The organism is Acidovorax sp. Root275 (genome assembly GCF_001428965.1).
Classification (GTDB): Bacteria; Pseudomonadota; Gammaproteobacteria; order Burkholderiales; family Burkholderiaceae_C; genus Acidovorax; species Acidovorax radicis.
Genome location: NZ_LMJH01000011.1, coordinates 229,038 through 254,449, shown reverse-complemented (window position 1 = coordinate 254,449; position 25,412 = coordinate 229,038). Strand labels below are relative to the sequence as shown.

Sequence of the window (25,412 nt, the reverse complement as noted above, 5' to 3'; positions counted from 1 at the left end):
CCACTCGCTGAGGGGCACGCAGGGGTGTGCGCCCGGTTGTGTGTTTCCGTTCAATTGTCTTTTTACTACCCGCCGCCCCGCCATGGCCCGCATCGTCTTCGACCTCCCCCCGCACTTCGGATTCACCACCGAAATGCAGATCTACATCAGCCACGTCAACCAGGGCGGGCACCTGGACAACGCGCAGCTGCTGAGCCTGGTGTCCGAAGCGCGTGTGCGCTTCTTCCAGTCACTCGGCTACCCCGAGGCCGATGTGGGTGGGTTGTCCATCGTGGTCGGCGACATCGTGGCGCAGTACAAGTCCGAGGGCTTCCATGGTGAGACCATGCGCGTGGAGATGGCGCCTGCCGATTTCAACCGCTATGGGTTTGACCTGGTCTTTTGCATGACCGAGAAGACCTCGGGCCGCGAGGTGGCGCGCGGCAAGATCGGCATCGTTTTCATCGGCAAGGCCGACCGCAAGGTAGCGCCGATCCCGGACTCCATCCGCCAGTTGCTGCTGGCCCGTGCGGGCACGCCGGATTCACACGCACTTTCCGAGCGCGTATCCTCACCATCGACATGAATCAACTCCAACTTTTTCTCCCTTGCGCCGCCGGTGTGGAGGGCTTCCTGGCCGACGAGGTGCATGGCATCACCGGCCTCACGGGGCAAGACCTGCTGGTCGGCCGTGGCGGCGTGCTGCTGCGCGCGTCCTGGCGCGAGGCGCTGCTGCTCAACCTGCACAGCCGCTTGGCCCAGCGCGTGCTGGTGCAGCTGGCGCACCGCCCCTACCGCTCTGAAAACGACCTGTATGCCGCCGCCAGCGACGTGGCGTGGGAAATCTGGTTCACCACGCGCCAGACCTTCAAGGTCGAGGTGACGGCCCAGCACAGCCCGCTGCAGAGCCTCAACTTCGCGGGCCTCAAGGTCAAGGACGCCGTGGCCGACCGCTTTCGCGCCAAAAGCGGCGTGCGCCCCGATGTGAACACGCAGTGGCCCGACGTGCGCATCCACCTGCACCTGACCACGGAAGAAGCCACGATCTACATCGACACCTCTGGCGAGCCGCTGTTCAAGCGCGGCTGGCGCGAGGACAAGGGCGACGCCCCGCTGAAGGAAACCCTGGCCGCCGCCATGATCGCCGCCAGCGGCTGGGACCCGCACGGTGACAACCCCCAGCCGCTGTATGACCCCTGCTGCGGCAGTGGCACCATCGCCATCGAGGCCGCGCAGATCGCCTGCCACATCCCGGCGGGCATGCTGCGCCGCTTTGCGTTCGAGAAACTGCTGCCGTTCCAGGCCCATGTCTGGACTGCTATTAAAAACGAAGCTGAAGGCGAAATACAGACAAGCGCTGTGCCCATATTTGGCAGTGATGTGGCCCACCGCATGGTCGATTTTGCCCAGCGCAATGCCGAACGTGCGGGCGTGGCCGACGCCGTGCAACTGCGCGGTGGCGACGCCCTGCAGCGCATGCCGCCGTGCGACCAGCCCGGCGTGATGCTGCTGAACCCGCCTTATGGCGAGCGCATTGCCGCCGCCGGTGCCGCAGGCCAGAACGCCAACGAACGCGCGGCCGAGCGGGCCCTGGGCGCCAGCGTGGGCCGCGAAGCTGCGCACACCGATGATGGTGGCGAGTTCTTCAGCCAGCTGGCCGCCCACTGGAAGAAGAACTACAGCGGCTGGACGGCCTGGATGCTCACGCCCGACCTCAAGCTGCCCGGCAAGATGCGTCTGAAGGAGTCGCGCCGCGTGCCGATGTGGAACGGCCCCATCGAATGCCGCATGTTCCGCTTCGACATGATCAAGGGCGCCGTGCGCGACCGCGCTGCAAAGGCGGCGCCAGAAAACGGCCCGGGCAATGCGGGTTGAACTGCGCCTGCCCGCCGAGGCCCCGGCGGGCGAGCCCGCGCGCCCCGTGGTGGTGGACACCAACGTCGCGCTGGACCTGCTGATCTTCAGCGACCCGCGCACCGTGCCGTTGCGCACGCTGCTGGCCCAGGGGCGCCTGTCATGGATTGCCACGCAGGTCATGCGCGACGAACTGGAGCGCGTGCTGGCCTATCCGCACATCGTGGAGCGCATGAACTACTACCGGGTGGATGCCGCGCAGGTGCTTGCAGCGTTTGATGCGCAGGCGCGGCTGGTGGAGGTTGCGCCCAAGGTGGCCTATGTGTGCAAGGACGCGGATGACCAGAAGTTCATTGACCTGGCGGCGGCGCACCGGGCGATTTTGCTGAGCAAGGACAAGGCGGTGATCTGTATGCGCAAGCGGTTGTTGAGCTTGGGCGCGGATGTGGCGACGGAATTGGTGCTGGAAGAAGCGTCCGTCGCTGCGGTGGCTTGATGCGGCCGTCACTGGAAGGATCGGTATGGGACCATTGGGTTTTCTAGTCCTCTCAGGCTTCTTCGCGTACCTTGCATTCGATGCGCGCCAGTTCGAACGAACGTCGGACCATACGATCTGGGCTGTACCGCCATCTTCCGGTCGGGCTGTCGGAGTGGACCCCCTGTCACGCGCTGAACAGGAGGGGTTGCAGGCGAACAAGTTCACTGCCATCGGTGGCATTCCTGGCCTCTACTGGGCCTTTGTTGTGCTCTCGCTGGGGTGTCTGGGCGTAGCCATCTGGTTGTGGTTCGTCTAGCGCTTCTGAAGATCCAGTCGCCCTGCCCGGCGACATCAAGGTGCAAGTACCTTCTTCATGTACACCAGCTGAAAGCCCTGGATGTAGTTGTCGATGTGTCCGAACTCCTCATAGCCCTGCTTGAGGTAAAAGCCCCGCGCCTGCCACTCAAAGGTACTCAGCGTCGCGCTGTGCGCACCCAGCTCGCGGGCTTTCTGTTCCGCTGTAGCCAGCAGGCTTCGGCCCAGCCCTTGGTGCCGGGCCGATTCGTCGACAAACAGAAGTTCCACATTCAGCCACTGCAGAAACACGAATCCGCGCAGCCCGCCCAGCAATTCACCCTTGGTGTCACGTGCGCTTACCCACACTGGCTGCGTCTGGCCGTATTCGCCAACAAATCCGTAGTTGAACTGCCGCATCCGGCGGCCGAGGACGCCGGAGTGGACTTCTTCTGCTGTGGGGGTGTAAATCTCGTAGTCGTTCATCGCGCTAGTCTTGTCATGCCAACAGGTCATACGCCGCCCGCACCCGCTGCAAGTCCCGCCCCAGCCTGCGGCTTGCGGGCAGTCGCCGCATCCATCCCATCCGGCGCACGCTGATCTCCAAGACCTCCCGCATCTCCGCGCTCTCCTGCGCCACCCACGCCGCCCAGCGCTCGCGCCCCTCGGTCAGCGTGCCGCTGGTGTGCAGGTAGATCGCGGTGGAGTGCGCGTAACACAGCGCATCGCGCACATGGCACACCGCCAGGGGCAGCACGGCGGCGGGGTCGTCCTCAAAGTCGATGCAGGCCACTTCGCCATCGGGGCAGCGCACCATGTTGCGAGCAAACGCCTGGCTGAGGCAGGTGCCTTGGCGGTGCACCTGGGCCAAGGTGTCCAGCCCTTGTTGCCACAGCGCCAGCACGGTGTCCGTGTCACCCGCCTGCGCGGCATGGTCGATCTCGTTGCCCAGCGAATGGATCTCTTCGCCCGTGTGGCCCAGGTGGCGCATGGCAAAACCCTGGGGCAACGCGGCCAGCACCACGGGCACGCGGATGCCGCGTGCGGCCAGGTCACGCAGGCGTTGCACCTCCGTGGCAATGGCGGCGGGGCCGCCGAGGTTGGGCACGGGGCGCAGCACCGGGAGCCGCAGCAGGGCGGCCAGCACGGCCATGGCGCGGTAGCGGCCCGTGCCGTGGGGGGGGCCCGCGCGCTTGATCCAGATCTGTTCATCGCCCAGCACATGGGCCATCACGTTGTGGGGCTGCGTGGCCAGCTGCTGCTGCAGCAGGGCGCCATAGTTGATGGTGTGTGGTGTGGTGTCCATCGTCATACGGCGGCATCCCCTGCCACCACGGCAGCGGTGCCGGCCGCCGCTGCGTGCACCAGCTCCACATGGTGGGGAATGGACGGTTCCATCGCGGGTTCGCTGGCCTGAAAACTGTGGGCGCTGGCCAGGGGCCAGTACAGGCGGAACACGTTGTGCTGCGCGTCCAGCGGGCCCAGCAGCGCGCCCGGTTGCATGCGCGTGATGAGGTTGGACAAGAGGCGCACCTCGGTGTCGCTGATGCGGCGCACGATGTGGTGGGCGGTGATGTCCTTGGGGTGGCGCAGGCCGGCGGCCTGCACCAGCTCTTGCAGCGCATGCAATGTGCTGCGGTGGAACTGCGCCACGCGCGTGGCCTTGTCGGGCACCACCAGGGCCTGCTGGCGCAGCGGGTCTTGGGTGGTCACGCCCGTGGGGCAGTGGCCGGTGTGGCAGCTTTGTGCCTGGATGCAGCCCAGCGCCATCATGAAGCCGCGCCCCGCGTTGCACCAGTCGGCGCCCAGGGCCATCATGCGCGCGATGTCGAAGGCGCTGATGACCTTGCCCGCGCAGCCAATGCGCACGCGGTCGCGCAGGTTCACGCCTACCAGCGTGTTGTGCACCAGCAGCAGGCCCTCTTGCAGCGGGGCGCCCACATGGTCGGTGAATTCGACGGGCGCCGCGCCCGTGCCGCCTTCGGCGCCATCGACCACGATGAAGTCGGGCGTGATGCCGGTGACCAGCATGGCCTTGACGATGGCAAACCACTCCCACGGGTGGCCCAGGCAGAACTTGAAGCCCGTGGGCTTGCCGCCCGACAGCGTGCGCAGCCGCGCGATGAACTGCATCATCTCCACCGGGTTGCTGAAGGCGCTGTGGCTGGCGGGCGAGATGCAGGCCTCGCCTTCCTTCACGCCACGCGCGGCCGCGATCTCGGCGGTCACCTTGGCGCCCGGCAGCACGCCACCGTGGCCGGGCTTGGCGCCCTGGCTGAGCTTCAACTCGATCATCTTGACCTGGGGTTCGGTGGCGCTGGCGGCAAAACGCTCTTCGCTGAACGTGCCGTCGGGGTTGCGGCAGCCAAAGTAGCCCGAGCCGATTTCCCAGATCAGGTCGCCGCCATGCACCCGGTGGTGCTGGCTGATGCTGCCCTCGCCCGTGTCGTGCGCAAAGCCGCCTTTTTTCGCGCCCTGGTTCAAAGCCAGGATCGCATTGGCCGACAGCGCACCAAAGCTCATGGCCGAGATGTTGAACACGCTCGCGTGGTAAGGCTGGGTGCAAGGCGCCACGGACTGCGACGGTGCATCGGGGTTGCCGCCGATCCACACGCGGAAGTCGTGCGACGGCAGCTGTGTGGGTGCGAGCGAATGGTTGACCCATTCGTAGCCCTGCGCGCCCACGTCCAGGTGGGTGCCAAACGGGCGGTTGTCCGGGTCGCCCTTGGCGCGCTGGTACACCAGCGAGCGCTGCGCACGCGAGAACGGCGCGGCCTCGCTGTCGCTTTCGATGAAATACTGGCGCACCTCGGGCCGCACATATTCGAGCATGAAGCGGATGTGGCCGATGACTGGGTAGTTGCGCAGAATGGCGTGGCGCGACTGCTGCAGGTCGTACACGCCCAGGGCCACCAGGGCGGCGAACACCAGCACCACAGGCAGCCCCACGCTAAAGGCCACCAGCGCAAACAGCGACAGCAGCAGCCCGAAAACGCACAACGCAAAGGCCGTGTAGCGCACCGGGTACAGGGAGTTCAGTTGGTGGAGCATGGGGGTCCTGGTTCTGGTGGCGGTGCGAGAGGGGGCTACACTGACCGCCTTTTTATCGGGTTGCCGTGTTGCGCGCGGCTTTTTTGAGGCCCGGCACCACCCCGGGTCGCCGTACCTCCGCCGCTACACCAGCGCCACGGCACAAGGCCTGCGCATCATAAAAGTAAAACCATGTTTTACCGCCCCCGCTTTCTCGCTTGACGACCGGAGCTCCCCATGACCGAACCCACATCCCCCACCCCCGCCACCGACGATCTTGATGACCCCACGGGCACCCCTGCCGCCGCGCTGGGCCCTGAGGAGCTGGAAGAGATCGACAACATCCTCGACGACCTGCGCTCGCGCGGCGAGGAAATCCCGCAGTGGGAGTTCTGCGACGGTTTCATGACCGCGCTGATCTGCAGCCGCCGCCCCATCGCCCCGGCCGAATACCTGCCCATGCTGCTGGGCGATGGCGCCGAGCTGGATGTTGCCGAAGGCGACCCGCTGCCGCAGTTGCCAGCCTTTGCTGACGCAGCCCAGCAGGCGCGCTTTTTAGAGCTGTGGAACCGCCGCTGGGCCGAGATCGTGGCCCAGCTCGACACCGACGTGAAGACGCTCGACGACGACCGCACCTTCCAGCCCGAAGCCATGGACATGCGCGGCGCCGTGGCCAGCCTGACCGACGAGCAGCGCGCCGAAATGGGCGACGACCAGGAGATCCCGTCCTTCGGCCAGGTGTGGGCCCTGGGCTTCATGTTTGCCGTGGAGAACTGGCCCGAAGACTGGGCCGCCCCGCGCGACAAGGAAGCCGCCAAGTGGCTGGACGACGCGCTGGACAGCATCGTCGCCCTGACCGAAGACGACACGGGCAAGCCCGAGGTCTGCATGTACGACGAAGACGGCCCACCCAGCACCAGCCAGGCGCGTGTCGAGGCCTTTGGCGAAGCCATCTGGGCCGTGTACGACCTGCGCCAGCTGTGGAAGAGCATGGGCCCGCGCGTGGAAACCGTGCGCAAGGCGCCCGAGCCCGGCCGCAACGACCCGTGCCACTGCGGCAGCGGCAAGAAGTACAAGAAGTGCCACGGGGCTTGATCTTGTTGGGTAATTTGCTATTGATCGAATAGCTATTGGCGCTTGATGGATAAGCGATAGAGCCTGTTTTGATCTGAAATCCCTCGCAGCGCACCTCCGGGTGCGCTTTGCTTTTTGCAGGGCACCCCGTATGAACCCTTCCACCCTGACCCGCCTGCGCGCCGAATGGGCGCCCAGCATTCCGCGCGAGCTGCTGGCCGGGGCCGTGGCCACGTTTGCGCTCATCCCCGAAGTCATCGCCTTCTCCTTCGTCGCGGGTGTCGATCCGTCCGTGGGGCTCTTCGCCTCGTTCGTCATCAGCCTGGTCATCGCCTTCACCGGCGGGCGGCCTGCGATGGTGTCTGCGGCGGCGGGCTCGGTGGCGCTGGTGGCTGCGCCGCTGGTGCAATCGCACGGGCTGGGCTACCTGCTGGCGGCGGGTCTTCTGGCCGGGGCCGTGCAGGTGGCATTTGGGCTGATGAAGCTCGGTGTGTTGATGCGCTTCGTGTCCAGCTCGGTGCGCACGGGCTTCGTCAATGCGCTGGCCATCCTGATCTTTGCCGCGCAACTGCCGCACCTGCACGGCGCCAGCACGGCCACCTGGGGGGCGCTGGCGTTGGGGCTGGCGCTCATCTACGGCCTGCCGTGGCTGGGCCAGCGGCTGGCATGGCCTGCGCTCACCGCCATTCCGTCACCGCTGATCTGCGTGGTGGTGCTCACGGTGCTGGCATCGGCGCTGGGGCTGCACCTGCCCACGGTGGGCGATCTGGGCAAGCTGCCCGATGCGTTGCCCGTGTTTGCGCTGCCGCAGGTGCCCGCGTCGCTCGACACCCTGCGCATCATCCTCCTGCCCGCGCTGGCGATCGCCATGGTGGGCCTCCTCGAATCAGTGCTCACCGCCGCCGTGGTCGATGAGCTGACCGACACCCCCAGCGACAAGAACCGCGAATGTGCGGGGCTGGGCGTGGCCAACATCGCGGCCAGCCTGTTCGGCGGCATTGCGGGCTGCGGAATGATCGGCCAGGCCGTGGGCAACGTGAAGTACGGCGGGCGCGGGCGCCTGTCCACGTTGTTTGCCGGGATGTTTTTGCTGATCCTCATGGTGGCGCTGAAAGACTGGGTGTCCAAGGTGCCGGTGATTGCGCTGGTGGCCATCATGGTCATGGTGTCGGCCGAGACGTTCGACTGGAAGTCGCTCGGCGCCCTGGTGCGCCACCCGCGCCTGTCCAGCGCCGCCATGCTGGCCACCGTGGCCGTCACCATCGCCACCCACAACCTGGCGGCTGGCGTAGCCGTGGGCGTGGTGCTCAGCGGGGTGTTCTTCGCGTTCAAGGTCTCGCACATGCTGGAGGTGCGCGTGCAGGACGATGCGGATGGCGCCGATCAAGCAGATGGCGCTGGCGCCACGGCCTTGGGCCAGCGCACTTGGCGCGTGTCCGGCCAGGTGTTTTTTGCCTCGGCCGATGCGTTCATCGAGGCGTTCGACGTGCTGGGCGCCGAAGGCCGCGCGGTGGTCATCGACGTCACACACGCCCACTTCTGGGACATCACCGCCGTGGCCGCACTCGACAAGGTGGTGCAGCGCCTGCGCCACCATGGCTGCACGGTGCAGGTGCTGGGCTTGAACGAGGCCAGTGCGGTGCTAATCGATCGCTTGGGAAGCGATGTGACGCCTGCCAGGGCGCAGCAGGGCGGGGAAGCGCATGGAGAATAAGGCGCCGCCTCAAAGGCAGCATGGCGCATCGCAGTCTTCAGGGTGGGGGCAGGTGCTTCGCGCGCAATGGCTTCACGCTGCATCCCCGCAGCCTGTCGAACCGGTTTCTAATAGTGGAAATGAGATGAACGTGAGGGGTGAATCGTGTTGATTCGTATTGTTTGTTTTTTGGCCGCCATCGGCATGTTTGGCCTGTCCTGGGGGTGCTATGTCGAGAACAAGGCCTTCCGGTTGTATGGGCTGAAAGCGCAGTTGGCCCCCATCGATAGCTATATTGATAAAACCACAACATTCAAGCGAAAGAAGGAGAGTCCGTTCTTCGACAACACGCCCAGAGAATACAAAAGCAAGGGTATTACGACGTACTTCATGACGGCAAATAGCGAGCGCGTTGAGGTTTCATCTGGCGTCCCTGCGTGGGTCGTCGACAAAATGATCAGTCGCCAAGACGTGGTCATTACCTACGTCTCCAACAATCCCAAGTTGGTCCGATACGATGACCACACGGCCAATACAACCGGTGCCGCAATTACCGGTCTCATTCTTCTTCTGGCTTCCTTCGTTCCCTGGCGCAGAAGTTGATTTTTGCGTTTTTGGTGGGTTGGGCATTGATTGCCCGGTTGGTTGTGTGCCTGACCCTGGTGCGGAGGGGCACTCTGAAACCGCATCTCCCTCCTGACTTCACGTTGGGCTGCTGATGCAAACAGATCTTCATCCACGCGAGCGGGCGGTACCCTCACCCCTGCGCCAGAAACTTCTTCAAATTCCCCGCCGCCGTACTCCGCACCTTGCGCTTGAGCGATGGCGACCAGCCCAGCAGCAGCCCGGGTGCGCCCAGCGCCTGCCGCGACCAGCTCCAGAAGTTGAAGCGGTCGCGGTGCGTGGCAATCAGACCGTCGGGGGTGAAGGTGAAGGTGCCGTCGATGATGTTGTGCACCTTGCGCCCCGTGGCGCTGAAGAGGTAGTGCGCCTCCCAGTGCGCCTTGCCGCCCTTGGCATCGGCTTCAATGCCGCTGAACGCGAGCTTCCAGTGCTCGGCGGCGCCGGGCTTTTGGGTGGCGGTGCACAGCATGCGCCACATGCCGCCCACCTGCTCGCGGCCCTTCAGGGAAAAAGCCTCGTCGTCAAAGGTGGCGTCGGGCGCGTAGCAGGCGGCCATGGTGGCATGGTCAAGCTGCGCAAACGCGGTGTAGAAGCGCTGCAGGGTCTGGGCGTTGGGGTGCATGGGGTCTCCTCCTCAAGGGCGCCCATGCTACACCGGTGCCTGCCCGTTGCATGCCGCTTGGGCGACCGTCCCGTGCGGTGCATTCTCAGCGGGTGCGCAGCCCGCCGATGCGCCGGCGCCTCGTGGCGTCAAGCCCGTCCAGCACCTGAATGCCATGTGCATACCCCTGCTGCACGATCTGCTCGAAGCGGTTCCACTGCAGCATGCCGACGCGGTCCATGGGCGGGTTGAAGTACAGGTCGGTGAGCTGTTGCGACTGGCGCTGGCGCGACATGCTGTACAGGATGGTGACCTGCATGAGGTAGCTGGCCAGCGAGGGCAGCTTGTAGCGGCGCTGGGCGCGCGGGCGCAGCTTGTCGCGCAGCAGGGCCCAGCTGGTGGGCATGTCGTCCAGCTCGATCCGGCGCGGTTTGCGGAAGTTCAGGTCCACGCCGATCACCGTGCCGACGCCGCGCATGCTGCGCATCACGTCCACCGGAAAGTTGTTGAACGTACCGCCGTCGCACAGCAGGTCGCCCTCGTGCACCACGGGCGGCAGTGCGCCGGGGATGGAGATGCTGGCCAGCAGCGACTTCACCAGGCTGCCTCGGCGCACCACGTGTTCGCTGGCGCGCGAATAGTTGGTGGCCACGCAGTAGTAGTTCTTCCACAGGTCTTCCACCTGTGCCGGGAAGCCCACCAGCCGGCCCACGGCCTCGTGCAGGATGTGGCGCAGGCGCCGCCCCTTGATGAGCGACATCAACGGCAGCAGGTTGAAGTCGCCCGTGGGGTTGGTGCGAAATGCCTCGCGGGCGTTGGCCATCACCGTCGCCAGCGGCTGGTCGGACGCCACATACGCGGCCATGACCGATCCGATGCTGGTGCCGCCCACGCAGTCGATCTCCACGCCTTCTTCCTGCAAGGCGCGGTAGATGCCCAGGTGTGCAAAACCGCGTGCGCCGCCGCCCGCCAGCACCAGACCCACGGCGGTGCGGCTCTGGATGCGGGCCAGGCGCGCCATGTCGCGGTCGAGGGCGGGGCGCACATGCACATGGTCGGCCACGGGGCGGCGGTCCAGCCATTGCTGGGTGCCGCGTGGGCACTGGGTGCCTTCGGGGTGCAGCAGCACCAGGATCTCGGCGGCCTCGGCCAGGGGCGCGCGGCGCAGCAGGCAGTTTTCTTCGATCGGGTGGATGGCGGGCTCGGCCTGCGCGTCGGCCAGCAGCAGCAACTCGTCGCAGTGGCGGCTCACGCGGCGTGTCCAGGGGGTGGGCTCGGGGTCGGCCAGCAGCAGCACGAAGTCGTTGCGGGCCTCGATCTCGTTGAGCAGCATGGCAATGCGGCGGTTGGCCGTGGCGTCGGCGCCTTCGCGCTGCGCAATGCCGGGGGCATGCAGCTCGGCGTCCACGGTGGCGGAGTCCACCACCCGCACGCGGCCGATGGTGCCGAGCTGGCGCGCCAGGCTTTGGCCAAAGCCCTGCAGGTCCACGCCCGCGCTGATGGGCAGCAGGCCCATGGCCACGGGGCGCTCTTGTGCGGCCGTGCTGGCTGCGGTGCCCGACTGCAGGCGCTGGATGATCTGGCGCGTGAGCGCAATCGACACCTGGGCGCTGCTGGCTAGCAGGGTCTTGAACACGTCCTTGGTCAGGCGCACCAGCACCGAGTCGCGCACGGCGACCACGGTGGCCGCGCGGGGCGCATCGGTGAACAGGCTGATCTCGCCAATCACCTGGCCCCGGCCCATGTCGGCCACACGGCGCTGTGGCCCGCTGCTGCCGTCATCGCTGCGCACATAGGCACGCAGTCGGCCGCTCACCGTGAGGTACATCGACTCGCCGGGCTCGCCCTGGGCCATCAGCGTGCTGCCACCGGGCATCTCCACCCACTCCAGCTGGGCGCGCAGCAATTCCAGTGCCTCGGGTTCGATGCCTGGCAGAAAGCTGTGCAGGTGCTCGGTGAGCAGTTGATTCTGGGTAGCGGTAAATGGGGGCATGGTCACGCAATCGGCAAGGCACGGTGAGGGCGCTGCGGAATGCGGGGCTCGCGAACAAGCTGTGTTCGCGATGGGTTTCGCAGCGTGCGAAGCGGCGGATTCTAGGAACGCATGGGCACCTGTGCCTGCCTCTCAGGGGGCGCTGGTTGTGGCCCGCGTGAACAAATGCACGGCCGGCCCTTGGGATTGCCCTGCAGGGCCGGTGTGGAACCGGTCGTCAGCGCATGAAAGCGCTCAGCGCGTTGGCCGTGGCCTCGGGCAATTGCTCAGGGATGAAATGCCCTGCGGGCACGGCCTGGCCGGTCACCACGCCCGCACATTGCGCCTGCCACAGTGCCAGCGGATCGAAGAACCGGTGGACCACGCCGTGCTCTCCCCAGACCACCAGCGTGTCGCACGTGATCTTCTCGCCTTGGGCGCGGCCTGCGCGGTCGTGCGCGAGGTCGACGTCCGCGCTGGCGCGGTAGTCCTCGCACGCGGTGTGGATGGCCTCGGGCGTGCAAAAGCAGCGCTCGTAGTCGGCCAGGGCCTGGGGCTCGATGTGGGCCAGGCCTGCGCTGCCCCAGCCGCCCAGCTTGGCGTGCAGGTAGGCGCGGGCGTTGCCGCCGATCATGGTCTCGGGCAGCGGCGCGGGCTGGATCAGGTGGAACCAGTGGTAGTAGGCGCGCGCAAAGTCCATGTCGGTGCGGGCGTACATATCCAGCGTGGGGGCAATGTCGATGAGGCACAGCTTGCGCACACGCGCCGCGTGGTCCAGCGCCAGGCGGTGCGCCACGCGGCCGCCCCGGTCGTGGCCACACAGGTAGAAACTGTTGTGGCCCAGCGCGGTCATCACCTCGGCCATGTCCTGCGCCATGGCGCGTTTGCTGTAGTTGCTGTGGTCGGGCAGGCCGGGGGCGTGCGACGAGTCGCCATAGCCACGCAAATCGGGCATGACCAGCAAGTAGTCGCGCGCCAGCTGCTGCGCCACGCGGTGCCACAGCGCATGGGTTTGCGGAAAGCCGTGCAGCAAGAGCAGGGGCGGAGCGCCCACGGTGCCGCCAGTGCGTACAAAAATTTCCGCACCTGAGGTGGTTATGCGGTGGGTGGTGAAGCCGTCAAACCAGGGGGGTGTCGTTGTCATGGGGGAGGTTGTTGGTACGAACAGGTTGGGTCAGGTCTTCTCTGCAATCCGTTGTGCTGCCCCAGCCAGGGATGCCGAGCAAGGGCCGCCCTGCAGCGAGGGCGTCGCACCCCAGGGGGAAGGCAGGCCGCGCCTCAGGCTGGGCACTATGCCAGCAGAAACCCCAGCAGCCGCTGCAGTGCATAGCGCACCGTGGCCGTGCGGATGGCGGCGCGGTCGCCTGCAAAGTGCTGCATCTCGCTGTGGGTTTCTCCATTCACGCACCAGGCAAACCACACCGTGCCCACGGGCTTGGCATCGCTGCCGCCCGTGGGGCCGGCCACGCCGGTCACGGCCAGGCTGACCTGTGCCTGGGAGTGGGTGAGTGCCCCATCGGCCATGGCGCGGGCCACGGCTTCGCTCACGGCGCCGTCCTGTTCGATCATGGCGGCCGGCACGCCCAGCATCTCGACCTTGGCGGTGTTGGAGTAGGTGACAAAACCGCGCTCGAACCACTGGCTGGAGCCCGCCAGGTCGGTGCAGGCCGCCGCGATCATGCCGCCCGAGCAGCTCTCGGCGGTGGCCAGCATGTGGCTGTGTTTCAGCAGCTGCAGGGAAATCTGTGTCAAATTGGCCTCTAGCGCTGATGTATCAAGCGCCAGTAGCTCTTCATTCGATAGCGATGCGGTTGTCATAGGAACCTCCACACTGCAATGGCCAGCAGCGTACAGAAGGCTGCCACAAAGTCGTCCCACAAGATACCCCAGCCGCCGCGCCAGCCAAAACCCTTGAACAGGCTGTCGGCCCAACCCACTGGGCCGGGTTTGGCCGCATCAAAGAAGCGGAACAGCCCAAACGCCACCAGCTGCCCCCACCAGCCCATCGGCATCGCCAGCCACAGCACCAGCCAGAAGGCCACCACCTCGTCCCACACGATGCTGCCAGGGTCGGCCACTGCCATGTTGCGGGCGGTGGTGGTGCAGGCCCACCAGCCGACCAGGGTGCTCGCCACGATCACCAGTCCGATGACGGCCGCCGACAGCCACTGCTGCAGCACCAGGTAGGCCAGCCACGCCCACAGCGTGCCCACTGTGCCCGGCGCCACGCGCGACAGCCCGGCGCCAAAACCCAGGGCGATGAAGTGGGCCGGGTGAGAAAACATGAACGCCACGGTGGGGCGCCGAGGAGCGGGTGTGTGGGCGGAAGGAGAGCTGGGGGTCATATCAACAATCAACGGTGCTTCGTGCAACCCACGGCGTATAAAACTGGCGCGCACAAGGCCAGCGTACCCGTGGAACTGGCTTTGCCAGGCCACCGGGTGCGTCCCCCTCCCGCGCAGCGAGAGAGGGGTGAAGGCGCGAAGCGCCTCAGGGGGTGCCTCATCATTTACTGGCGCTCTTGCAGCTCCACATCCTTGGGGAACCGGATGGTGTGCTCGGCGCTGAACGGCGTCGTGGCACCTGCGGCCAGCGCCTGCTGCCAGGCCACGGTGCCGGGTGTGCGGTTCCAGGCCGTGTCGGTGGGCTGGGGCTGGTAGCGCGATTCGACCTCGATCTTCTCGTTGCGTGACACCGGCGCGGCATGCAGCACCTGCAGCGTGATGCCGGTCTTGTGGCGGTTTTCCACGCTGTAGGCGCGGCGCGTCTTGCGCTCGGTGCGCGAGCCGGTAAAGCCGGTGCTGCCCGTCAGGTCCTGCACGGGCTCGGCCCGTACCGTGACCAGTTCATCGCGGCCAAACGACAGGCTGGTGCTGCCCACCGGGGCGCCCGCGCTGGGCGTGCCGAAGTCGATGCGCCCGTTGCCCACAAACGCGCCGTCGCGGTACAGGCCCGCAGGCCCGGCCGGCCACACGCCCGGCGGCTGGGCCATGTGGGCCACCAGGTAGGCAGCCTCTTCCACGGCCGGGGCGGTGCGGGTGATCAGCGTGGCGGGGGCCGTGTGGTTGCCCAGCGCCAGCGTCACACGCTGGCCACTCGATGGCACGGTGATGCGCTGCGGCACGGCGAATTCGGTGGCGAAACCCCTGTCGATCGCACTCACGTCGAAGACGGGCTTGTCCTCCTCGACCGCGTTGCGCGCGAGCGCGGCGGGCGAAGGGGCCGGCGGGGCCATGGCCATCATGGGGGCCGTCGCGGGCATGGGGCGCGGCGGCGGGGCCACATCCAGTGTCCATTCACGCGGCAGGCGGCCCTGCGTGGCCCGACCCGGCTGGCCGGTCGACAGGGTCAGCTGCACGTTGCCCCAGTCCTCGCCACTGTTCTGCGCCACCAGCGCCTGGCGCTCGATCAGCACGGTGGATTTGGTGGCGTCCAGCGTGACGCGGTAGGTGGGCTGCCAGCCCGGGCCGCGCACCTGGTAGGACAGGCGCAGTTCGGCCTCGCGCTCGGTGGCCAGGTTGATGGTGACCGACACCACCCGCGCGCGCTGGCTGGCCACGCGGTCGCGCTCGGCCACCAGGGGTTTGAGTGCCAGCTGCAACGCCTCTTGCTTGCGTTGGAGCTGGTGGCTGCGGGTGAAGCTGTCCTGGCCGGACTTGCGCAGCACGTCGGCGGTGGCGGCGATCTGCGCGGATGTGGGGATGGCGGTGCGCCCTGGGGCCGTCTCATCGCTGGTGCTGGTGTTTGCCACGCTGCGCAGGTAGCCGTCCACCAGCTGCAGGGCCGAGGCCTCGGCCTTCACTCCGGCGATCTGGTCTTCCAGCTCGCGGATGCGGCCGTCCAGCGGGCTGGCGCAGGCCGCCACCACGTCGCGGTCTTCGGTCAGCACATTGAACTCGCCCACACGCACCGCGGGGTCGGCGTTGATCTGCAGGCTTTGCGCATCCAGCGACGCGGGCAGGCAGGCCAGCGTGAGGGTGCGTGCGCCAGCGGGCACCTTGGCCACACGCTCCACGGTGGCGCTGCCGGGGTAGACGGTGACGCGGGCAATGCGGGAGGTGTCCTGCGCCAGGGCCGGCGAGGCCGCGTTGCACAGCAGGGCCATGCCGACAAGGCACAGGGGCCGCAGCGGGTGTGGAGAGCGCAAGTGCAAGGCAAGGGGGGAATGGATCACGGGGCTCCTTGGGCGCGGTGGACAAAGGGAATGGGATGCTAGCAGCCACCGTGGCCGCGCACAGGTTCTTAGAACCTGTTCAAAATCTTTTCGGGGGTCGCGTTGGAGTGCAATCGGGATGAGTGGATGCCTTGGATGCGCCGCATGGGCTCGTGCCCATGCAAGCAGCTGGGGCGTCCAATCGCCCGATTTCACTCCAACCCTGCGGGCAAGTGCCTTGCCGGGCGGTCTGCGGCGTTGCGGCGCTTGTTGATAGCCAAGCTATCAACTGCGCACCGCGCCTTGCATCCCATCCCGGCAAGGCGCTTGCGCGACCCTGAAAAGATCTTGAACAGGTTCTTAAAGCACCCCTGGCACCTCTTCCGCCAGGAAGTCATACACCGCCCGGATTTTGCGGCTGGTGCGGATCTCCCGGTGCACCGTGAGCCAGATGGGCAGCTCGGGCAGGGGCAGCATGGGCAGCACGGCCACCACGCCGGGGTCGGTGCGGGCCAGGTAGTTGCCCACAAAGCCGATGCCCAGGCCCGCACGCACGGCCTCCCAGTAGGCCATGAGGTCGTCGGTGCGAAACGCGAAGTGCTGGCGCTCCACCGGGTAGCCCATGGCGGCAAAGCCCTGCAGGATGTCCTCGTGCCGGTCGTTGCCCACCAGCTCGTGCTGCAGCAGGTCGGGCGGCTGCCGGGGCGTGCCCTTGCGGCGCAGATAGTCGCGGTGGGCATAGGCGCCCAGCGTCACCGCGCCGATGCGCTTGGCCACCAGGCTGGCCTGGTCGGGGCGCACCATGCGCAGGGCGATGTCTGCCTCGCGGCGCAGCAGGTTGGTGACCTGGTTGCTGGCCACCAGTTCCACCTGCACCTCGGGCAGCACCTGGCGCATCCGCGCCAGTACCGGCGGCAGCAGTGCGCAGGCCACAGGCTGGCTGGCGGTGATGCGCACGGTGCCGCTCACCCCTTCCTCGGCGCCCGACACGCTGCGGGCCAGCTGGTGGGCGCTGGCCTCCATGGCGCGCGCGGATTCGGCCAGCCGCAGCGCCGTGGCGGTGGGCAATAAACCGCGCCCCGTGCGCTCGAACAGCACCACCCCCAGCTGCGATTCCAGCTCGGCAATGTGGCGGCCAATGGTGGGCTGGCTGGCATTGAGCACACGCGCCGCACCCAGCAGGCTGCCCTGGTCCAGCGCCGCCAGGAAGGACTGCACCAGGCTCCAGTCAAAGGTCTGATTCATGGCGATAGCGTGCCTGCAATGTGGGTACCGCGGAGCGGTTGGGGGTATTCAATTTTGCATTGCTGCTATGAATGGTTAGGCAATTGTGTAACGGTGCCTGCGTTTTCACAATCGCTCCATCCCTTGTGAATGGAGCCCTGACATGACCACCCATCCCCTTTCTCGCCCCTCCACGGACAACCCCTCCACCGTGCTGATCCTGGGCGCCCGGGGCCGGCTGGGCCTGGCGGCCGCCCGCGCCTTTGCCCAGGCGGGCTGGCAGGTGCTGGCCCAGGTGCGGCCCGGCGCGCGCAGCCCTGCGCTGCCCGCCATTCCCGGTGTGTGGTGGATGCCCGTGGCGGTGGATGACACCGCCGCGCTGGCCGCCCAGGCGCAAGGTGCCCAGGTGGTGGTGCATGCGCTCAACCCCGCCTACACGCACAAGGCCTGGCGCGAGCAGGCCCCCGCGCTGATGGAGGCCGCGATTGCCGTCTCGCGCCAGCTGCGCGCCACGCTGATGCTGCCCGGCAACGTCTACAACTTTGGCGAAGGCATGCCGCCCGTGCTGCGCGAAGACACGCCCCAGGCCGCCACGGGCTTCAAGGGCCGGATGCGGGTGCAGCTGGAGCAGCGCCTGCAGGCCGCCACGCAAGGGGGCGACCTGCGTGCCGTCGTGCTGCGCGCCGGGGACTTCTTTGGCAGCGGCACCGGCAGCTGGATCGACCAGGCCATCGCCAAGGACCTGCCGCGGGGCCGCGTCACCTGGCCCGGACCGCGGGATGTGGCCACGCCGTGGGCCTACCTGCCCGACCTGGCACGCAGCTTTGTGCGCGTGGCGCAAGAGCGTGACCGGCTGCCCGCGTTTGAATGCCTGCATGTCGCGGGGCACCACGTCACCGCGCAGCAGTGGCTCCACAGCTTCACCGCCATTGCGGCAGAACAGGGCTGGTTGCCCGATGCCGGTGCGCTGCGCGTGGGCCAGTTGCCATGGCCCTTGCTGCGCATGGCGGGGGTAGTGGCCCCCACGTTTGCCGCACTGGCGGCCATGCGCTACCTGTGGAGCACGCCCCACCGGCTGGACAACACCCGCTTGCGCGCCCTCATCGGCGACGAGCCCCACACCCCGTTCGACCAGGCCGTGCGCCAGGCGCTGGCCGACCTGGGGCTGGTCACGTCGCAGGTGCCGCGCGCCGCTTTGGCCTGAAACCCGCCACCGATTCACCCACCCAAGGAACCTTGTCATGCACCGTCGCAACTTCATCCGATTGGCCGGGGGGGGCACCATCGCTGCCGCCACCGCAGGCACGCTGGCCGCTTGTGGCGCCGTGGGCTCGCACTATCCCGCCGAGGCGGTCGAGGCCTGGAAAGGCCCCGTGGGCGAGACCGACGCGCGCCGCCGCGCCGTGGCCTACGCCATCACCGCGCCCAACCCGCACAACCTGCAGCCCTGGCTGGTGGACCTGCGCGAAGAGGGCGTGATCACCCTGCGCACCGACCGCGAGCGGGTGCTGCCCCACACCGATCCCCTGGGGCGGCAGATCCTGATCGGCCATGGCGCCTTCCTGGAGCTGCTGGTGATGGCGCTGGCCCAGCAGGGCGTGGCCAGTGAAGTGTTGCTGTGGCCGCAGGGCGAGTTGCCCATGGCCCTGAAGGACTGGGACAGCCGCCCCGTGGCGCGCATCACGCTCCAACCCGGCGGCGCGCCCGATCCGCTGTTCGCCCAGGTGCTGCTGCGCCGCACGCCCAAGACAGATTTCGACACCACCCGCCCAGTGGCGCCCGAGTTGTTGGCCCAGTTGCTGGGCAGTGCCCAGGCTGGTGCCCCGCTGGGCGTCGGCGGCACGGTCAGCGCCGACCAGTTGCCCGCCCTGCGCACGCTGTGCTGGGAGTCCGCCCGGGTGGAGCTGCTCACGCCGCGCACCATGATGGAAAGCATCCACCTCACGCGTGTCGGGCCGGAGGAAATCCTGCAGCACCGCGACGGCATCTCGCTCAACTCGCCGTTCGTGCGCGCGGTGTCGGCCCTGGGCATGTTCGACCGCTCGGCGCCACCCGTCGAAGGCAGCGCTGCCTATAAAAGCGCCATGGGCCGCTTTGAAGGGCACAGCCGCACGGCCATGGGTTTTGTGTGGATCACCGGCCCCAACACGCGCAGCGACCAAGTCCACACCGGCCGCCTCTATGTGCGCCAGCAGCTGCAGGCCACGGCGCTCGGCGTGGGCATGCACCCGATGAGCCAGGCCGTGCAGGAGTTTGCCGAGATGGCCCCGCACTTCGAGCGTGTGCACCAGCTGGTGCTGGGGCTGCCCGCGCCGCGCACGCCACAGGACGCCACCGTGCAGATGTTCTGCCGCATCGGCTACCCCGAAGGCGAGGTGCCTGCCACACCCCGCAGGCCCCTTGCACGTTTTGTGCGGACTTGACTCAGAGGATGGCCGCCCCCGCGCAGATTGCTGATGCAGATCAACCCTCGGCCACCAGCCACCACGCTTTGCCGCCTCTTCACACTCCGTTCAGGTGGCGTTCATCGCGGGTTTCTATATTTGCTGCATTGCAACAAATAGTTGGGACTGGTGATGTGGAAGAAGGTCTTGGGGGGCTCTCTGGCGCTGGCATTCACAGCGTGGCTGCTGGCACTGTGGGTGCCCCAGCCTGCGCCGGCCGCATGGGGCGATGTCTGGTGGTGGCGCAACCAGCTGATCCTGCTCACCGGCGTGGCGGCCTGGGCGCTGATGTCGCTGATCATGGTGCTGGCCGTGCGGCCCGCGTGGCTGGAAAAACCGCTCGGTGGCCTGGACAAGAGCTATCGCCTGCACAAGTGGGCGGGCATTGGCGCGATTGTGCTGGGGTTGGTGCACTACGGGCTGCAGCTCTCGCGCAGCCTCCTGGCCGACTGGGTGGGTCGCCCGGTGCGCACGCCGCGCGCTGACTGGTGGCTCAACACCTTCCGCCACCTGGCCGAGGAGATGGGGGAGTGGGCCGTGTGGTTCCTGGCGGCCATGCTGGTCATCACGCTGTGGCAGCGGTTCCCGTACCACGTGTGGCGTTACCTCCACAAGCTGCTGGCCGTGGTGTACCTGGTGTTGGCCTTCCATGCCGTGGTGCTCACGCCGCCTGCTTGGTGGCAACAGCCGGCAGGTGTTCTGGTGGGCCTTTGCTCGCTGGTGGGGGTGTTGTGTGCCGTGCGTTCGCTGGCCGGGGCCATCGGGCGCAGCCGCCGCCATACAGCGCGCGTGGTGAGCGTGTCGCCACAAGGGGCAGGGGTGCTGGAGGTGGTCTGCCAGGTCAGCCCCGCCAGTGGCTGGAAGCATGCGGCCGGTCAGTTTGCATTTGTCACCGTGGGTCGGGCCGAGGGCGCGCACCCGTTCACCCTGCTCAACGCCGACCAAGGCGATGGCGTGCTGCGGTTTGCCATCAAGGCGTTGGGCGACCACACGGGCCAGTTGCCTCTGAAAGTCCATCTGGGGCAGCAGGTAGGCATCGAGGGGCCATATGGCTGTTTTGACTTTCGCAGCGACAGCGCACCGGAGCAGGTGTGGGTGGCCGCAGGCATCGGCGCCACGCCGTTCATGGCCTGGCTCGAATCCCTGCAGTCCACACCCGCGCTGGCACCCCGGGTGCATCTGTACTACTGCGTGCGCCATGCGGGCGAGGCGGTGTTTGCCGACCGCATGGCCGCACTGTGCGCCCGCTTGCCCAGCGTGACGCTGGAGACGCACTACAGTGACGACGCCGGGCCCGTGACACCGGCAGCGCTGCTGGCAGGCACCAGCCCGGCGGCGAGTGTGTGGTTCTGCGGGCCGCAGGGTTTTGCCGAGGCGGTGCGCCGGGGCATGGAGCACCTGGGGCGCTCGCCTGCGCGCTTTCACCAGGAGCTGTTCCAGATGCGCTGAGGCGGGTTTCTCGCGCCAGCGCTCGAGCACGGTGCGGGCAGCATTTGGCTGCAGTCCATTCCCCCGGCGCGCGGCCTGTCCTGGTGCGGGAGATGTGAGCCCTTTTGCCCTCCAGCGCTTTCTGCGAAAGCGCAAAATGCTATACAAATAATAGCAACTGCGCAGAGCGAGTGGTCACGCCACCGGTGCCACGAACGCGATCAGCCGCCCCATGCGCCGTATCCACTCGGCCGTGACGATGAACTGGGGCTTGTCCTTCTTCACGTACGGCGGCACTTCGGGCGGGTTGTCGGCCGGGTAGGGCGAGGTGTCGTACACATCGCCCACGTGCTTGCTGCGGTAGGCCGTGCCGGTGTAGGGGGCGGTGGGGCCGTCGGCCAGGTAGGGGTTCACGATCTCGGGCACGGGCGATGTCCAGTAGTTGCGGGTGCCCAGCTCGGTCAGCAGCGTGGCGACTTCCGTGTCGGGCACGGCGGGTGTGGCCATGACCGCACCAGTGAACAAATCCGGAAAGTCCACCTCGCGGATCGAGAAGTACTTGGGCAGCGCTTTGCCGCCGCCTGTCACCTTGAGCGGCGAGCGCGCCGCCAGCTCGGCCACGGCCGCGTCCGTCATGCCGCTGAGCTTGGCGTACGTGGCCTCCAGCCCAGCAATGTCGATGGGCCGGCCGGCCGAGTAGTGGCTCACGGTGTTGGTGTAGTTCTTGTCGTAGTAGTAGGCGCCGTTGTGGATGTTGGAGCCGTAGCGGTGCACATACAGGCCATCGTTCGTACCCAGCTCGACAAAGGTGGGGTGGGTGCGGCCGCCGCCCAGCAGCGGGTTCACCGTGGCGGCATCGGCCGGCAGCGGGCAGCTCTTGAGCCAGGCAATCGCCTCGGGCAGGCGCGCCAGGTACTTGCGGTCGCCGGTGAGCTGGAAGTAGTTGAACATCTGGCGGATGTTGGTCTGCGTGGTGTGCGTGGCCAGCGAGCGGGGCTCGTAGCTGCGGGCACCGGCGGGTGAGCCGGCAGGCCGGCCGTCCCTTTCGCGGGAGAGGTGCTGCAGCCCCCAGCCGGCCTGCCGGCCGGGCTGCTGCATCAGGCGCATGCACTCCATCGCGCGGTTGATGGGGGCGATCAGGCGCGTCTCGCCCAGCGCCATCACGCACAGGGTGAGGAACTTGATGTTCTCGCCCATCACGTCGTCGTTGAAGGTCACGTGCAGCGTGTAGTCGCCGTCGTCCATGCCGGCCTTGGCACCGGCGGGCAACTGCGATGCGTTGGGCAGCGGCATGCTGCTGACGGCGCCTGGGAAGTGCGGGAACCGCTGCGGCCAGCCACCATGGGCCACGCCGTACTCGGGACCGAACTGCGCGTTGAGCACGAAGTCGATGGCCTTTTGCACGGCCGGCAGGTAGCGGGCCTCGCGCCGCTCCAGGTACATGCGCAGCAAAAACTGCGAGGCCACGGCCGTGCCCGCGTCGTCGAACGTGGCGTTGCCGTAGTAGTGCTGGAACTCCTCGAGCCGCCAGCCGTTCTTGCCGATGGTGTCGTACCACTTCTTCAGCGACGCCTCGCCCGCGAAGTCGTGGATGTAGTTCCACCCGCCGGAGCTGTGCTGCGCGGCCATGATGGCCGTGGCGGTGCGTTCGGCCGCGCGCCAGTGGCGTTCGTCGCCGGTGGCGTGGTAGGCGTCCAGGTACACATGGCCCACCGACGGCGTGCCCGGCGGCTGGATCCAGCACATGGTGCGGTAGGCCTCCATCTCGCCAAAGGTCTGCTTCAGGTCCGGCGAATACGACCACACGTAGCCGCCCTGGTAGGACACGGTGTCGTCCATGTAGTGCGTGGCCCGCTTCAGGGCGTCGGCAGCGTCGGCCTTGGGGCCGGGCGGAAAGGTGGGCGCGGGGTCGTCGCTGCCGCCGCCGCAGGCGCTCAGCAGCAGGGGGGCCAGGGCACTCAGGGTGAAGTCTCTGCGCTTCATCGTCATTGGGATGTCTCCTCGTTGGATGGCAAGGGTTCTGGAAAGGGAGAAGCGGGCGCGCCCTGCTGCCACCAAGGCAATCGGCCCGGGCCACACGGCGTCTTGACAACAGACGTCGTACAACTTGGCGCGAATTTTGGGCGCGTGTTTTCATCCGATCACTGGCGTTTACCCCAATCAGGCAGATGGCCAGGCAGCCGCAAAATCGGGCGCGAAGGGGCTGTTGCGTTGGGTCGAAAAGCCTTTGAAAGCCGCATGAATACTGGAAGTATTCGGGTTTTTCAAAGACCAGTTGGAGACCTTTGTACCTACGAGGGCGCGAGCCTGCGCCGCCTTGGGTTCGGTGTAGAAATTTGTGATTATTTGTACGACGTCAGATGATGACGTTAACAATGCATCGCACAACAACAGGATGGAGGGACAGACATGCACAAGGGACTGAGAGTGGGTGGGTTGTTGGTGGCAGCGTTGCTGTGCGCAGGCGCTGCGTGGGGCCAGACCAAGCTGCGCGCGTGGAACATCCACCCCGACGGCTACCCCGTCACCGAGGCCATGAAAAGTTTTGCGCAGCAGGTGGGCAAGGCCACGCAGGGGCGTTACCAGATCGAGGTGTTCTCCAACGCCACCCTGGGCGATCAGCCCAAGGCCGTGCAGATGCTCAAGAGCGGCGAGATCGACATCGCCGAGTTCAGCTCGGGCCCGCTGTCCGATGCGGTGCCCGGCATCAAGGTGCTGAACCTGCCGTTCCTCTTCACCGACTCGGCCCACATGTTTCGCCACCTGGACGGCGCTCTGGGGCAGCGCTTTGCCGCCAACCTGCAATCGGCCGGCTTTGTGGTGCTGGGCTGGTACGACGGTGGCGGGCGTTCGTTCTACTGCGCCCACCGCTCGCCCGCCACCATCCGCGACCTGGCGGGGGCTTCCATCCGCGTGCAGCAGTCGGAGATCTATACCGAGATGGTCAAGCTGCTCGACGCGAAGCCGGTGGCGATGCCCTTCAAGGAGGTGCTGGGCGGTTTCGAGAAAGGCACCATCGACTGCGCCGAGAACAACATGCCGTCGTACGAGTCCACCGGCCACTACAAGCTGGCCAAAAACGTGTATGTGACCAACCACGTGATCTCGCCCGAGGCGCTGGTGGTGTCCACCGCGCTGTGGGCCAAGCTCTCGGCCGAGGACCGCAAGGCCTTTGCCGACGCGGGTGCGCAGTCGGCCTTGCTGATGCGCGAGCTGTGGAACAAGCGCGTGGCCCAGGCGCTGGAGACCACCGCCAAGCAGGGCTCGCAGTTCGTGCGCGTGAAGGACGTCTCGCCCTTCGTGCGGCGCATGGCCCCGCTTTACTCCAAATACATGGCCGACCCGACCACGCGGGAGGAGCTGCTGACCATCATTGCGAAGTAGGCTTCGCGCCGGAGCTTGCGTGAGGCCTGGCTTTTCAGGCCATGAACGGTGGGCCGTGGGGTTGCAGGCACATCGGCCGCTCGTCGAATGCCAGCCAGCCCAGCGCGTCGCAGAGCGACTGCACCCACGGGGTGTAGTCGGTGCGCAGCGAGCAGTGCATGGCGAGCGGGCCTTCGGACACGTCTTCGGGGAGATGGAATTCCACCCCGTGGCCCAGCACCGTGGCGTGGCCCCAGGTGGGCAGGGCCCATTCCAGGCCGGGCACCATCTGCGCGAGCGATGTTTTGATGTGATCGATGTCGCGCAGCACCAGCACCGTGTCGGGTGAGAGCTCGTCGGTGGACAGCGGCAACCTTGCGGGCTGGAAGAACAGGTAGGTATAAGCCATGGAGTGCGATGTTGCACCTTGTTGCACGGGCCGCGCGCAAGCCCGGAGCCCGCTGCGTGAACTATTGCGCAGCAGGGCCGATTGCCTGACGGGGCCTCAGCGACCCGCCTGCGCAGGCGGCAGCAGGTACTCGCGCACCAGGGTCCTGGCACGGTGCAGCCGGCTCTTGGCCGCCTCGCGCGTGGTGCCCAGGCGCCCGGCCATCTCCTCGATCGTGAGTTCCTCGAAGTCGCGCATCAGGAGGGCATCGCGGTAGATCGGTGGCAGCGAATCGATGGCCAGGGCCAGGTCGTGGCGCAGCTCATGATCGGGGCGGTGCGACCAGGCGAGGTTGTCTTCGACTTGCGCCAGTGGCTCGGCCTTGAGCCACGCCAGCATCGGCCGCATGCACAGGCGCTGCACGATGCGCACCACCCAGCCACCAAACGCCGCCACCTCGCGCAGCGCGCCCACGCGGCGGTACACGATGATGAGCGCCTCCTGCACCACGTCGTCGGTGGCCGTGGTGGCTGCGCAATGGCGCAGCGCATAGCGACGGATGTCGGGGCGGGTGAGGCGCAGCAGCTGCTCCATCGCCACGGCGTCGCCGCTGCGCGCGGCGGGCAGCAGCTGGGCGAGTGTGGGTGCGGTCATGGTTTTGGTCCTCCACAGCGCATTGCGCCACCCGCAGCCTGTGAAACCGGTGCGACCCCTGCGCGGGCAGCCGCGCAAGGGCCGCCCCGCCGCGCTGGCTGCGGGCCCCTGCCCACGCACAGCGTGAGAGGGGGGGTGAAGGGGCGAAGCGACTCAGGG

At 67.2% G+C, this 25,412-nt stretch carries 23 protein-coding genes; 10 read left to right on the top strand and 13 right to left on the bottom strand.

Features of this window, described 5'->3' with window-relative positions; all coding sequences use genetic code 11:
• The first annotated feature begins 82 nt into the window (after positions 1-82).
• Genes ASE52_RS24735 through ASE52_RS24725 form a run of 3 tightly spaced genes read left to right on the top strand, consistent with a single transcriptional unit; the run spans position 83 to position 2,329 of the window.
• Positions 83-565, top strand: coding sequence for a thioesterase family protein (locus ASE52_RS24735; RefSeq protein ID WP_057230020.1), 483 nt, complete (start codon positions 83-85; stop codon positions 563-565).
• Positions 562-1,854 carry a THUMP domain-containing protein gene (locus ASE52_RS24730; protein ID WP_057230018.1) on the top strand — a complete coding sequence of 431 codons (1,293 nt, stop codon included), beginning with the start codon at positions 562-564 and terminating at the stop codon, positions 1,852-1,854. Before ASE52_RS24735 ends, ASE52_RS24730 begins: the two co-directional genes overlap by 4 nt.
• Positions 1,844-2,329, top strand: coding sequence for a putative toxin-antitoxin system toxin component, PIN family (locus ASE52_RS24725; RefSeq protein WP_057230016.1), 486 nt, complete (start codon positions 1,844-1,846; stop codon positions 2,327-2,329). Before ASE52_RS24730 ends, ASE52_RS24725 begins: the two co-directional genes overlap by 11 nt.
• Positions 2,330-2,662: 333 nt before the next feature.
• Here ASE52_RS24725 and ASE52_RS24715 read toward each other — a convergent pair whose 3' ends face one another.
• From ASE52_RS24715 to ASE52_RS24705, 3 genes are read right to left on the bottom strand one after another with little or no spacing between them, the layout of a single operon-like run.
• Positions 2,663-3,091: a GNAT family N-acetyltransferase gene (locus ASE52_RS24715; protein WP_057230013.1), complete on the bottom strand. Its 429-nt coding sequence runs from the start codon at positions 3,089-3,091 to the stop codon at positions 2,663-2,665.
• Between the two features lie 13 nt (positions 3,092-3,104).
• The gene (locus ASE52_RS24710) at positions 3,105-3,917 is read right to left on the bottom strand and encodes a hypothetical protein (protein ID WP_057230011.1); all 813 of its coding nucleotides are present in this window, start codon (positions 3,915-3,917) and stop codon (positions 3,105-3,107) included.
• Complete coding sequence (locus tag ASE52_RS24705) at positions 3,914-5,656, bottom strand: FMN-binding glutamate synthase family protein (RefSeq protein ID WP_057230010.1); 1,743 nt, start codon at positions 5,654-5,656, stop codon at positions 3,914-3,916. The genes ASE52_RS24710 and ASE52_RS24705 overlap by 4 nt, the downstream gene beginning before the upstream one ends.
• A 216-nt stretch (positions 5,657-5,872) precedes the next feature.
• Here ASE52_RS24705 and ASE52_RS24700 point away from each other — a divergent pair, with 216 nt between their 5' ends.
• The 3 genes from ASE52_RS24700 to ASE52_RS24690 all read left to right on the top strand — a co-directional run bounded on the left by ASE52_RS24700 (position 5,873) and on the right by ASE52_RS24690 (position 9,005).
• A complete protein-coding gene (locus ASE52_RS24700; RefSeq protein ID WP_057230008.1) occupies positions 5,873-6,730 on the top strand; it encodes a YecA family protein in 858 nt (285 codons plus the stop codon).
• 130 nt (positions 6,731-6,860) lie between these two features.
• Positions 6,861-8,423, top strand: coding sequence for a SulP family inorganic anion transporter (locus ASE52_RS24695; protein WP_057230006.1), 1,563 nt, complete (start codon positions 6,861-6,863; stop codon positions 8,421-8,423).
• 144 nt (positions 8,424-8,567) lie between these two features.
• Positions 8,568-9,005 carry a hypothetical protein gene (locus ASE52_RS24690; RefSeq protein ID WP_140426337.1) on the top strand — a complete coding sequence of 146 codons (438 nt, stop codon included), beginning with the start codon at positions 8,568-8,570 and terminating at the stop codon, positions 9,003-9,005.
• A gap of 154 nt (positions 9,006-9,159) precedes the next feature.
• Here ASE52_RS24690 and ASE52_RS24685 read toward each other — a convergent pair whose 3' ends face one another.
• From ASE52_RS24685 to ASE52_RS24655, 7 genes are all read right to left on the bottom strand, one after another.
• A complete protein-coding gene (locus ASE52_RS24685; protein WP_057230002.1) occupies positions 9,160-9,648 on the bottom strand; it encodes a nuclear transport factor 2 family protein in 489 nt (162 codons plus the stop codon).
• 85 nt (positions 9,649-9,733) lie between these two features.
• Positions 9,734-11,620 carry a cyclic nucleotide-binding and patatin-like phospholipase domain-containing protein gene (locus tag ASE52_RS24680; protein ID WP_057230000.1) on the bottom strand — a complete coding sequence of 629 codons (1,887 nt, stop codon included), beginning with the start codon at positions 11,618-11,620 and terminating at the stop codon, positions 9,734-9,736.
• A gap of 217 nt (positions 11,621-11,837) precedes the next feature.
• On the bottom strand, positions 11,838-12,743 hold the full coding sequence (locus ASE52_RS24675; RefSeq protein WP_057229998.1) for an alpha/beta hydrolase: 906 nt from the start codon (positions 12,741-12,743) through the stop codon (positions 11,838-11,840).
• 146 nt (positions 12,744-12,889) lie between these two features.
• Complete coding sequence (locus ASE52_RS24670) at positions 12,890-13,417, bottom strand: CinA family protein (protein ID WP_057229997.1); 528 nt, start codon at positions 13,415-13,417, stop codon at positions 12,890-12,892.
• Positions 13,414-13,944, bottom strand: a complete 531-nt coding sequence (locus ASE52_RS24665; protein ID WP_057229995.1) for a phosphatidylglycerophosphatase A — start codon at positions 13,942-13,944, stop codon at positions 13,414-13,416. The genes ASE52_RS24670 and ASE52_RS24665 overlap by 4 nt, the downstream gene beginning before the upstream one ends.
• Positions 13,945-14,108: 164 nt before the next feature.
• Positions 14,109-15,773, bottom strand: coding sequence for a DUF4139 domain-containing protein (locus tag ASE52_RS24660; RefSeq protein WP_241777098.1), 1,665 nt, complete (start codon positions 15,771-15,773; stop codon positions 14,109-14,111).
• A gap of 339 nt (positions 15,774-16,112) precedes the next feature.
• A complete protein-coding gene (locus tag ASE52_RS24655; RefSeq protein ID WP_010466413.1) occupies positions 16,113-16,997 on the bottom strand; it encodes a LysR family transcriptional regulator in 885 nt (294 codons plus the stop codon).
• A gap of 142 nt (positions 16,998-17,139) precedes the next feature.
• On the opposite strand from ASE52_RS24655, the gene ASE52_RS24650 reads away from it, so the two are divergent.
• From ASE52_RS24650 to ASE52_RS24640, 3 genes are all read left to right on the top strand, one after another.
• On the top strand, positions 17,140-18,180 hold the full coding sequence (locus ASE52_RS24650) for an NAD-dependent epimerase/dehydratase family protein (RefSeq protein WP_057229990.1): 1,041 nt from the start codon (positions 17,140-17,142) through the stop codon (positions 18,178-18,180).
• A gap of 37 nt (positions 18,181-18,217) precedes the next feature.
• Positions 18,218-19,399, top strand: a complete 1,182-nt coding sequence (locus tag ASE52_RS24645; RefSeq protein WP_057229989.1) for a hypothetical protein — start codon at positions 18,218-18,220, stop codon at positions 19,397-19,399.
• A gap of 153 nt (positions 19,400-19,552) precedes the next feature.
• On the top strand, positions 19,553-20,869 hold the full coding sequence (locus ASE52_RS24640) for a ferric reductase-like transmembrane domain-containing protein (protein ID WP_057229987.1): 1,317 nt from the start codon (positions 19,553-19,555) through the stop codon (positions 20,867-20,869).
• 174 nt (positions 20,870-21,043) lie between these two features.
• Here the strand turns inward: ASE52_RS24640 and ASE52_RS24635 are convergent, their stop codons facing one another.
• Positions 21,044-22,837 (bottom strand): pectate lyase, encoded by a 1,794-nt coding sequence (locus ASE52_RS24635; RefSeq protein ID WP_082607007.1) that lies wholly within the window; start codon positions 22,835-22,837, stop codon positions 21,044-21,046.
• A gap of 420 nt (positions 22,838-23,257) precedes the next feature.
• On the opposite strand from ASE52_RS24635, the gene ASE52_RS24630 reads away from it, so the two are divergent.
• Positions 23,258-24,232, top strand: a complete 975-nt coding sequence (locus tag ASE52_RS24630) for a TRAP transporter substrate-binding protein (RefSeq protein ID WP_010466408.1) — start codon at positions 23,258-23,260, stop codon at positions 24,230-24,232.
• Between the two features lie 34 nt (positions 24,233-24,266).
• On the opposite strand, the gene ASE52_RS24625 is transcribed toward ASE52_RS24630, so the two are convergent.
• Positions 24,267-24,620 (bottom strand): hypothetical protein, encoded by a 354-nt coding sequence (locus ASE52_RS24625; protein ID WP_010466407.1) that lies wholly within the window; start codon positions 24,618-24,620, stop codon positions 24,267-24,269.
• Positions 24,621-24,716: 96 nt separating this feature from the next.
• A complete protein-coding gene (locus tag ASE52_RS24620; RefSeq protein WP_057229984.1) occupies positions 24,717-25,253 on the bottom strand; it encodes a sigma-70 family RNA polymerase sigma factor in 537 nt (178 codons plus the stop codon).
• Positions 25,254-25,412: the final 159 nt, after the last annotated feature.

Coding starts and splice junctions, on each gene's coding strand:
- ASE52_RS24735 (WP_057230020.1), top strand. CDS start 83: ATGGCCCGCATCGTCTTCGACCTCCCCCCGCACTTCGGATTCACCACC.
- ASE52_RS24730 (WP_057230018.1), top strand. CDS start 562: ATGAATCAACTCCAACTTTTTCTCCCTTGCGCCGCCGGTGTGGAGGGC.
- ASE52_RS24725 (WP_057230016.1), top strand. CDS start 1,844: ATGCGGGTTGAACTGCGCCTGCCCGCCGAGGCCCCGGCGGGCGAGCCC.
- ASE52_RS24715 (WP_057230013.1), bottom strand. CDS start 3,091: ATGAACGACTACGAGATTTACACCCCCACAGCAGAAGAAGTCCACTCC.
- ASE52_RS24710 (WP_057230011.1), bottom strand. CDS start 3,917: ATGACGATGGACACCACACCACACACCATCAACTATGGCGCCCTGCTG.
- ASE52_RS24705 (WP_057230010.1), bottom strand. CDS start 5,656: ATGCTCCACCAACTGAACTCCCTGTACCCGGTGCGCTACACGGCCTTT.
- ASE52_RS24700 (WP_057230008.1), top strand. CDS start 5,873: ATGACCGAACCCACATCCCCCACCCCCGCCACCGACGATCTTGATGAC.
- ASE52_RS24695 (WP_057230006.1), top strand. CDS start 6,861: ATGAACCCTTCCACCCTGACCCGCCTGCGCGCCGAATGGGCGCCCAGC.
- ASE52_RS24685 (WP_057230002.1), bottom strand. CDS start 9,648: ATGCACCCCAACGCCCAGACCCTGCAGCGCTTCTACACCGCGTTTGCG.
- ASE52_RS24680 (WP_057230000.1), bottom strand. CDS start 11,620: ATGCCCCCATTTACCGCTACCCAGAATCAACTGCTCACCGAGCACCTG.
- ASE52_RS24675 (WP_057229998.1), bottom strand. CDS start 12,743: ATGACAACGACACCCCCCTGGTTTGACGGCTTCACCACCCACCGCATA.
- ASE52_RS24670 (WP_057229997.1), bottom strand. CDS start 13,417: ATGACAACCGCATCGCTATCGAATGAAGAGCTACTGGCGCTTGATACA.
- ASE52_RS24665 (WP_057229995.1), bottom strand. CDS start 13,944: ATGACCCCCAGCTCTCCTTCCGCCCACACACCCGCTCCTCGGCGCCCC.
- ASE52_RS24655 (WP_010466413.1), bottom strand. CDS start 16,997: ATGAATCAGACCTTTGACTGGAGCCTGGTGCAGTCCTTCCTGGCGGCG.
- ASE52_RS24650 (WP_057229990.1), top strand. CDS start 17,140: ATGACCACCCATCCCCTTTCTCGCCCCTCCACGGACAACCCCTCCACC.
- ASE52_RS24645 (WP_057229989.1), top strand. CDS start 18,218: ATGCACCGTCGCAACTTCATCCGATTGGCCGGGGGGGGCACCATCGCT.
- ASE52_RS24640 (WP_057229987.1), top strand. CDS start 19,553: ATGTGGAAGAAGGTCTTGGGGGGCTCTCTGGCGCTGGCATTCACAGCG.
- ASE52_RS24635 (WP_082607007.1), bottom strand. CDS start 22,837: ATGACGATGAAGCGCAGAGACTTCACCCTGAGTGCCCTGGCCCCCCTG.
- ASE52_RS24630 (WP_010466408.1), top strand. CDS start 23,258: ATGCACAAGGGACTGAGAGTGGGTGGGTTGTTGGTGGCAGCGTTGCTG.
- ASE52_RS24625 (WP_010466407.1), bottom strand. CDS start 24,620: ATGGCTTATACCTACCTGTTCTTCCAGCCCGCAAGGTTGCCGCTGTCC.
- ASE52_RS24620 (WP_057229984.1), bottom strand. CDS start 25,253: ATGACCGCACCCACACTCGCCCAGCTGCTGCCCGCCGCGCGCAGCGGC.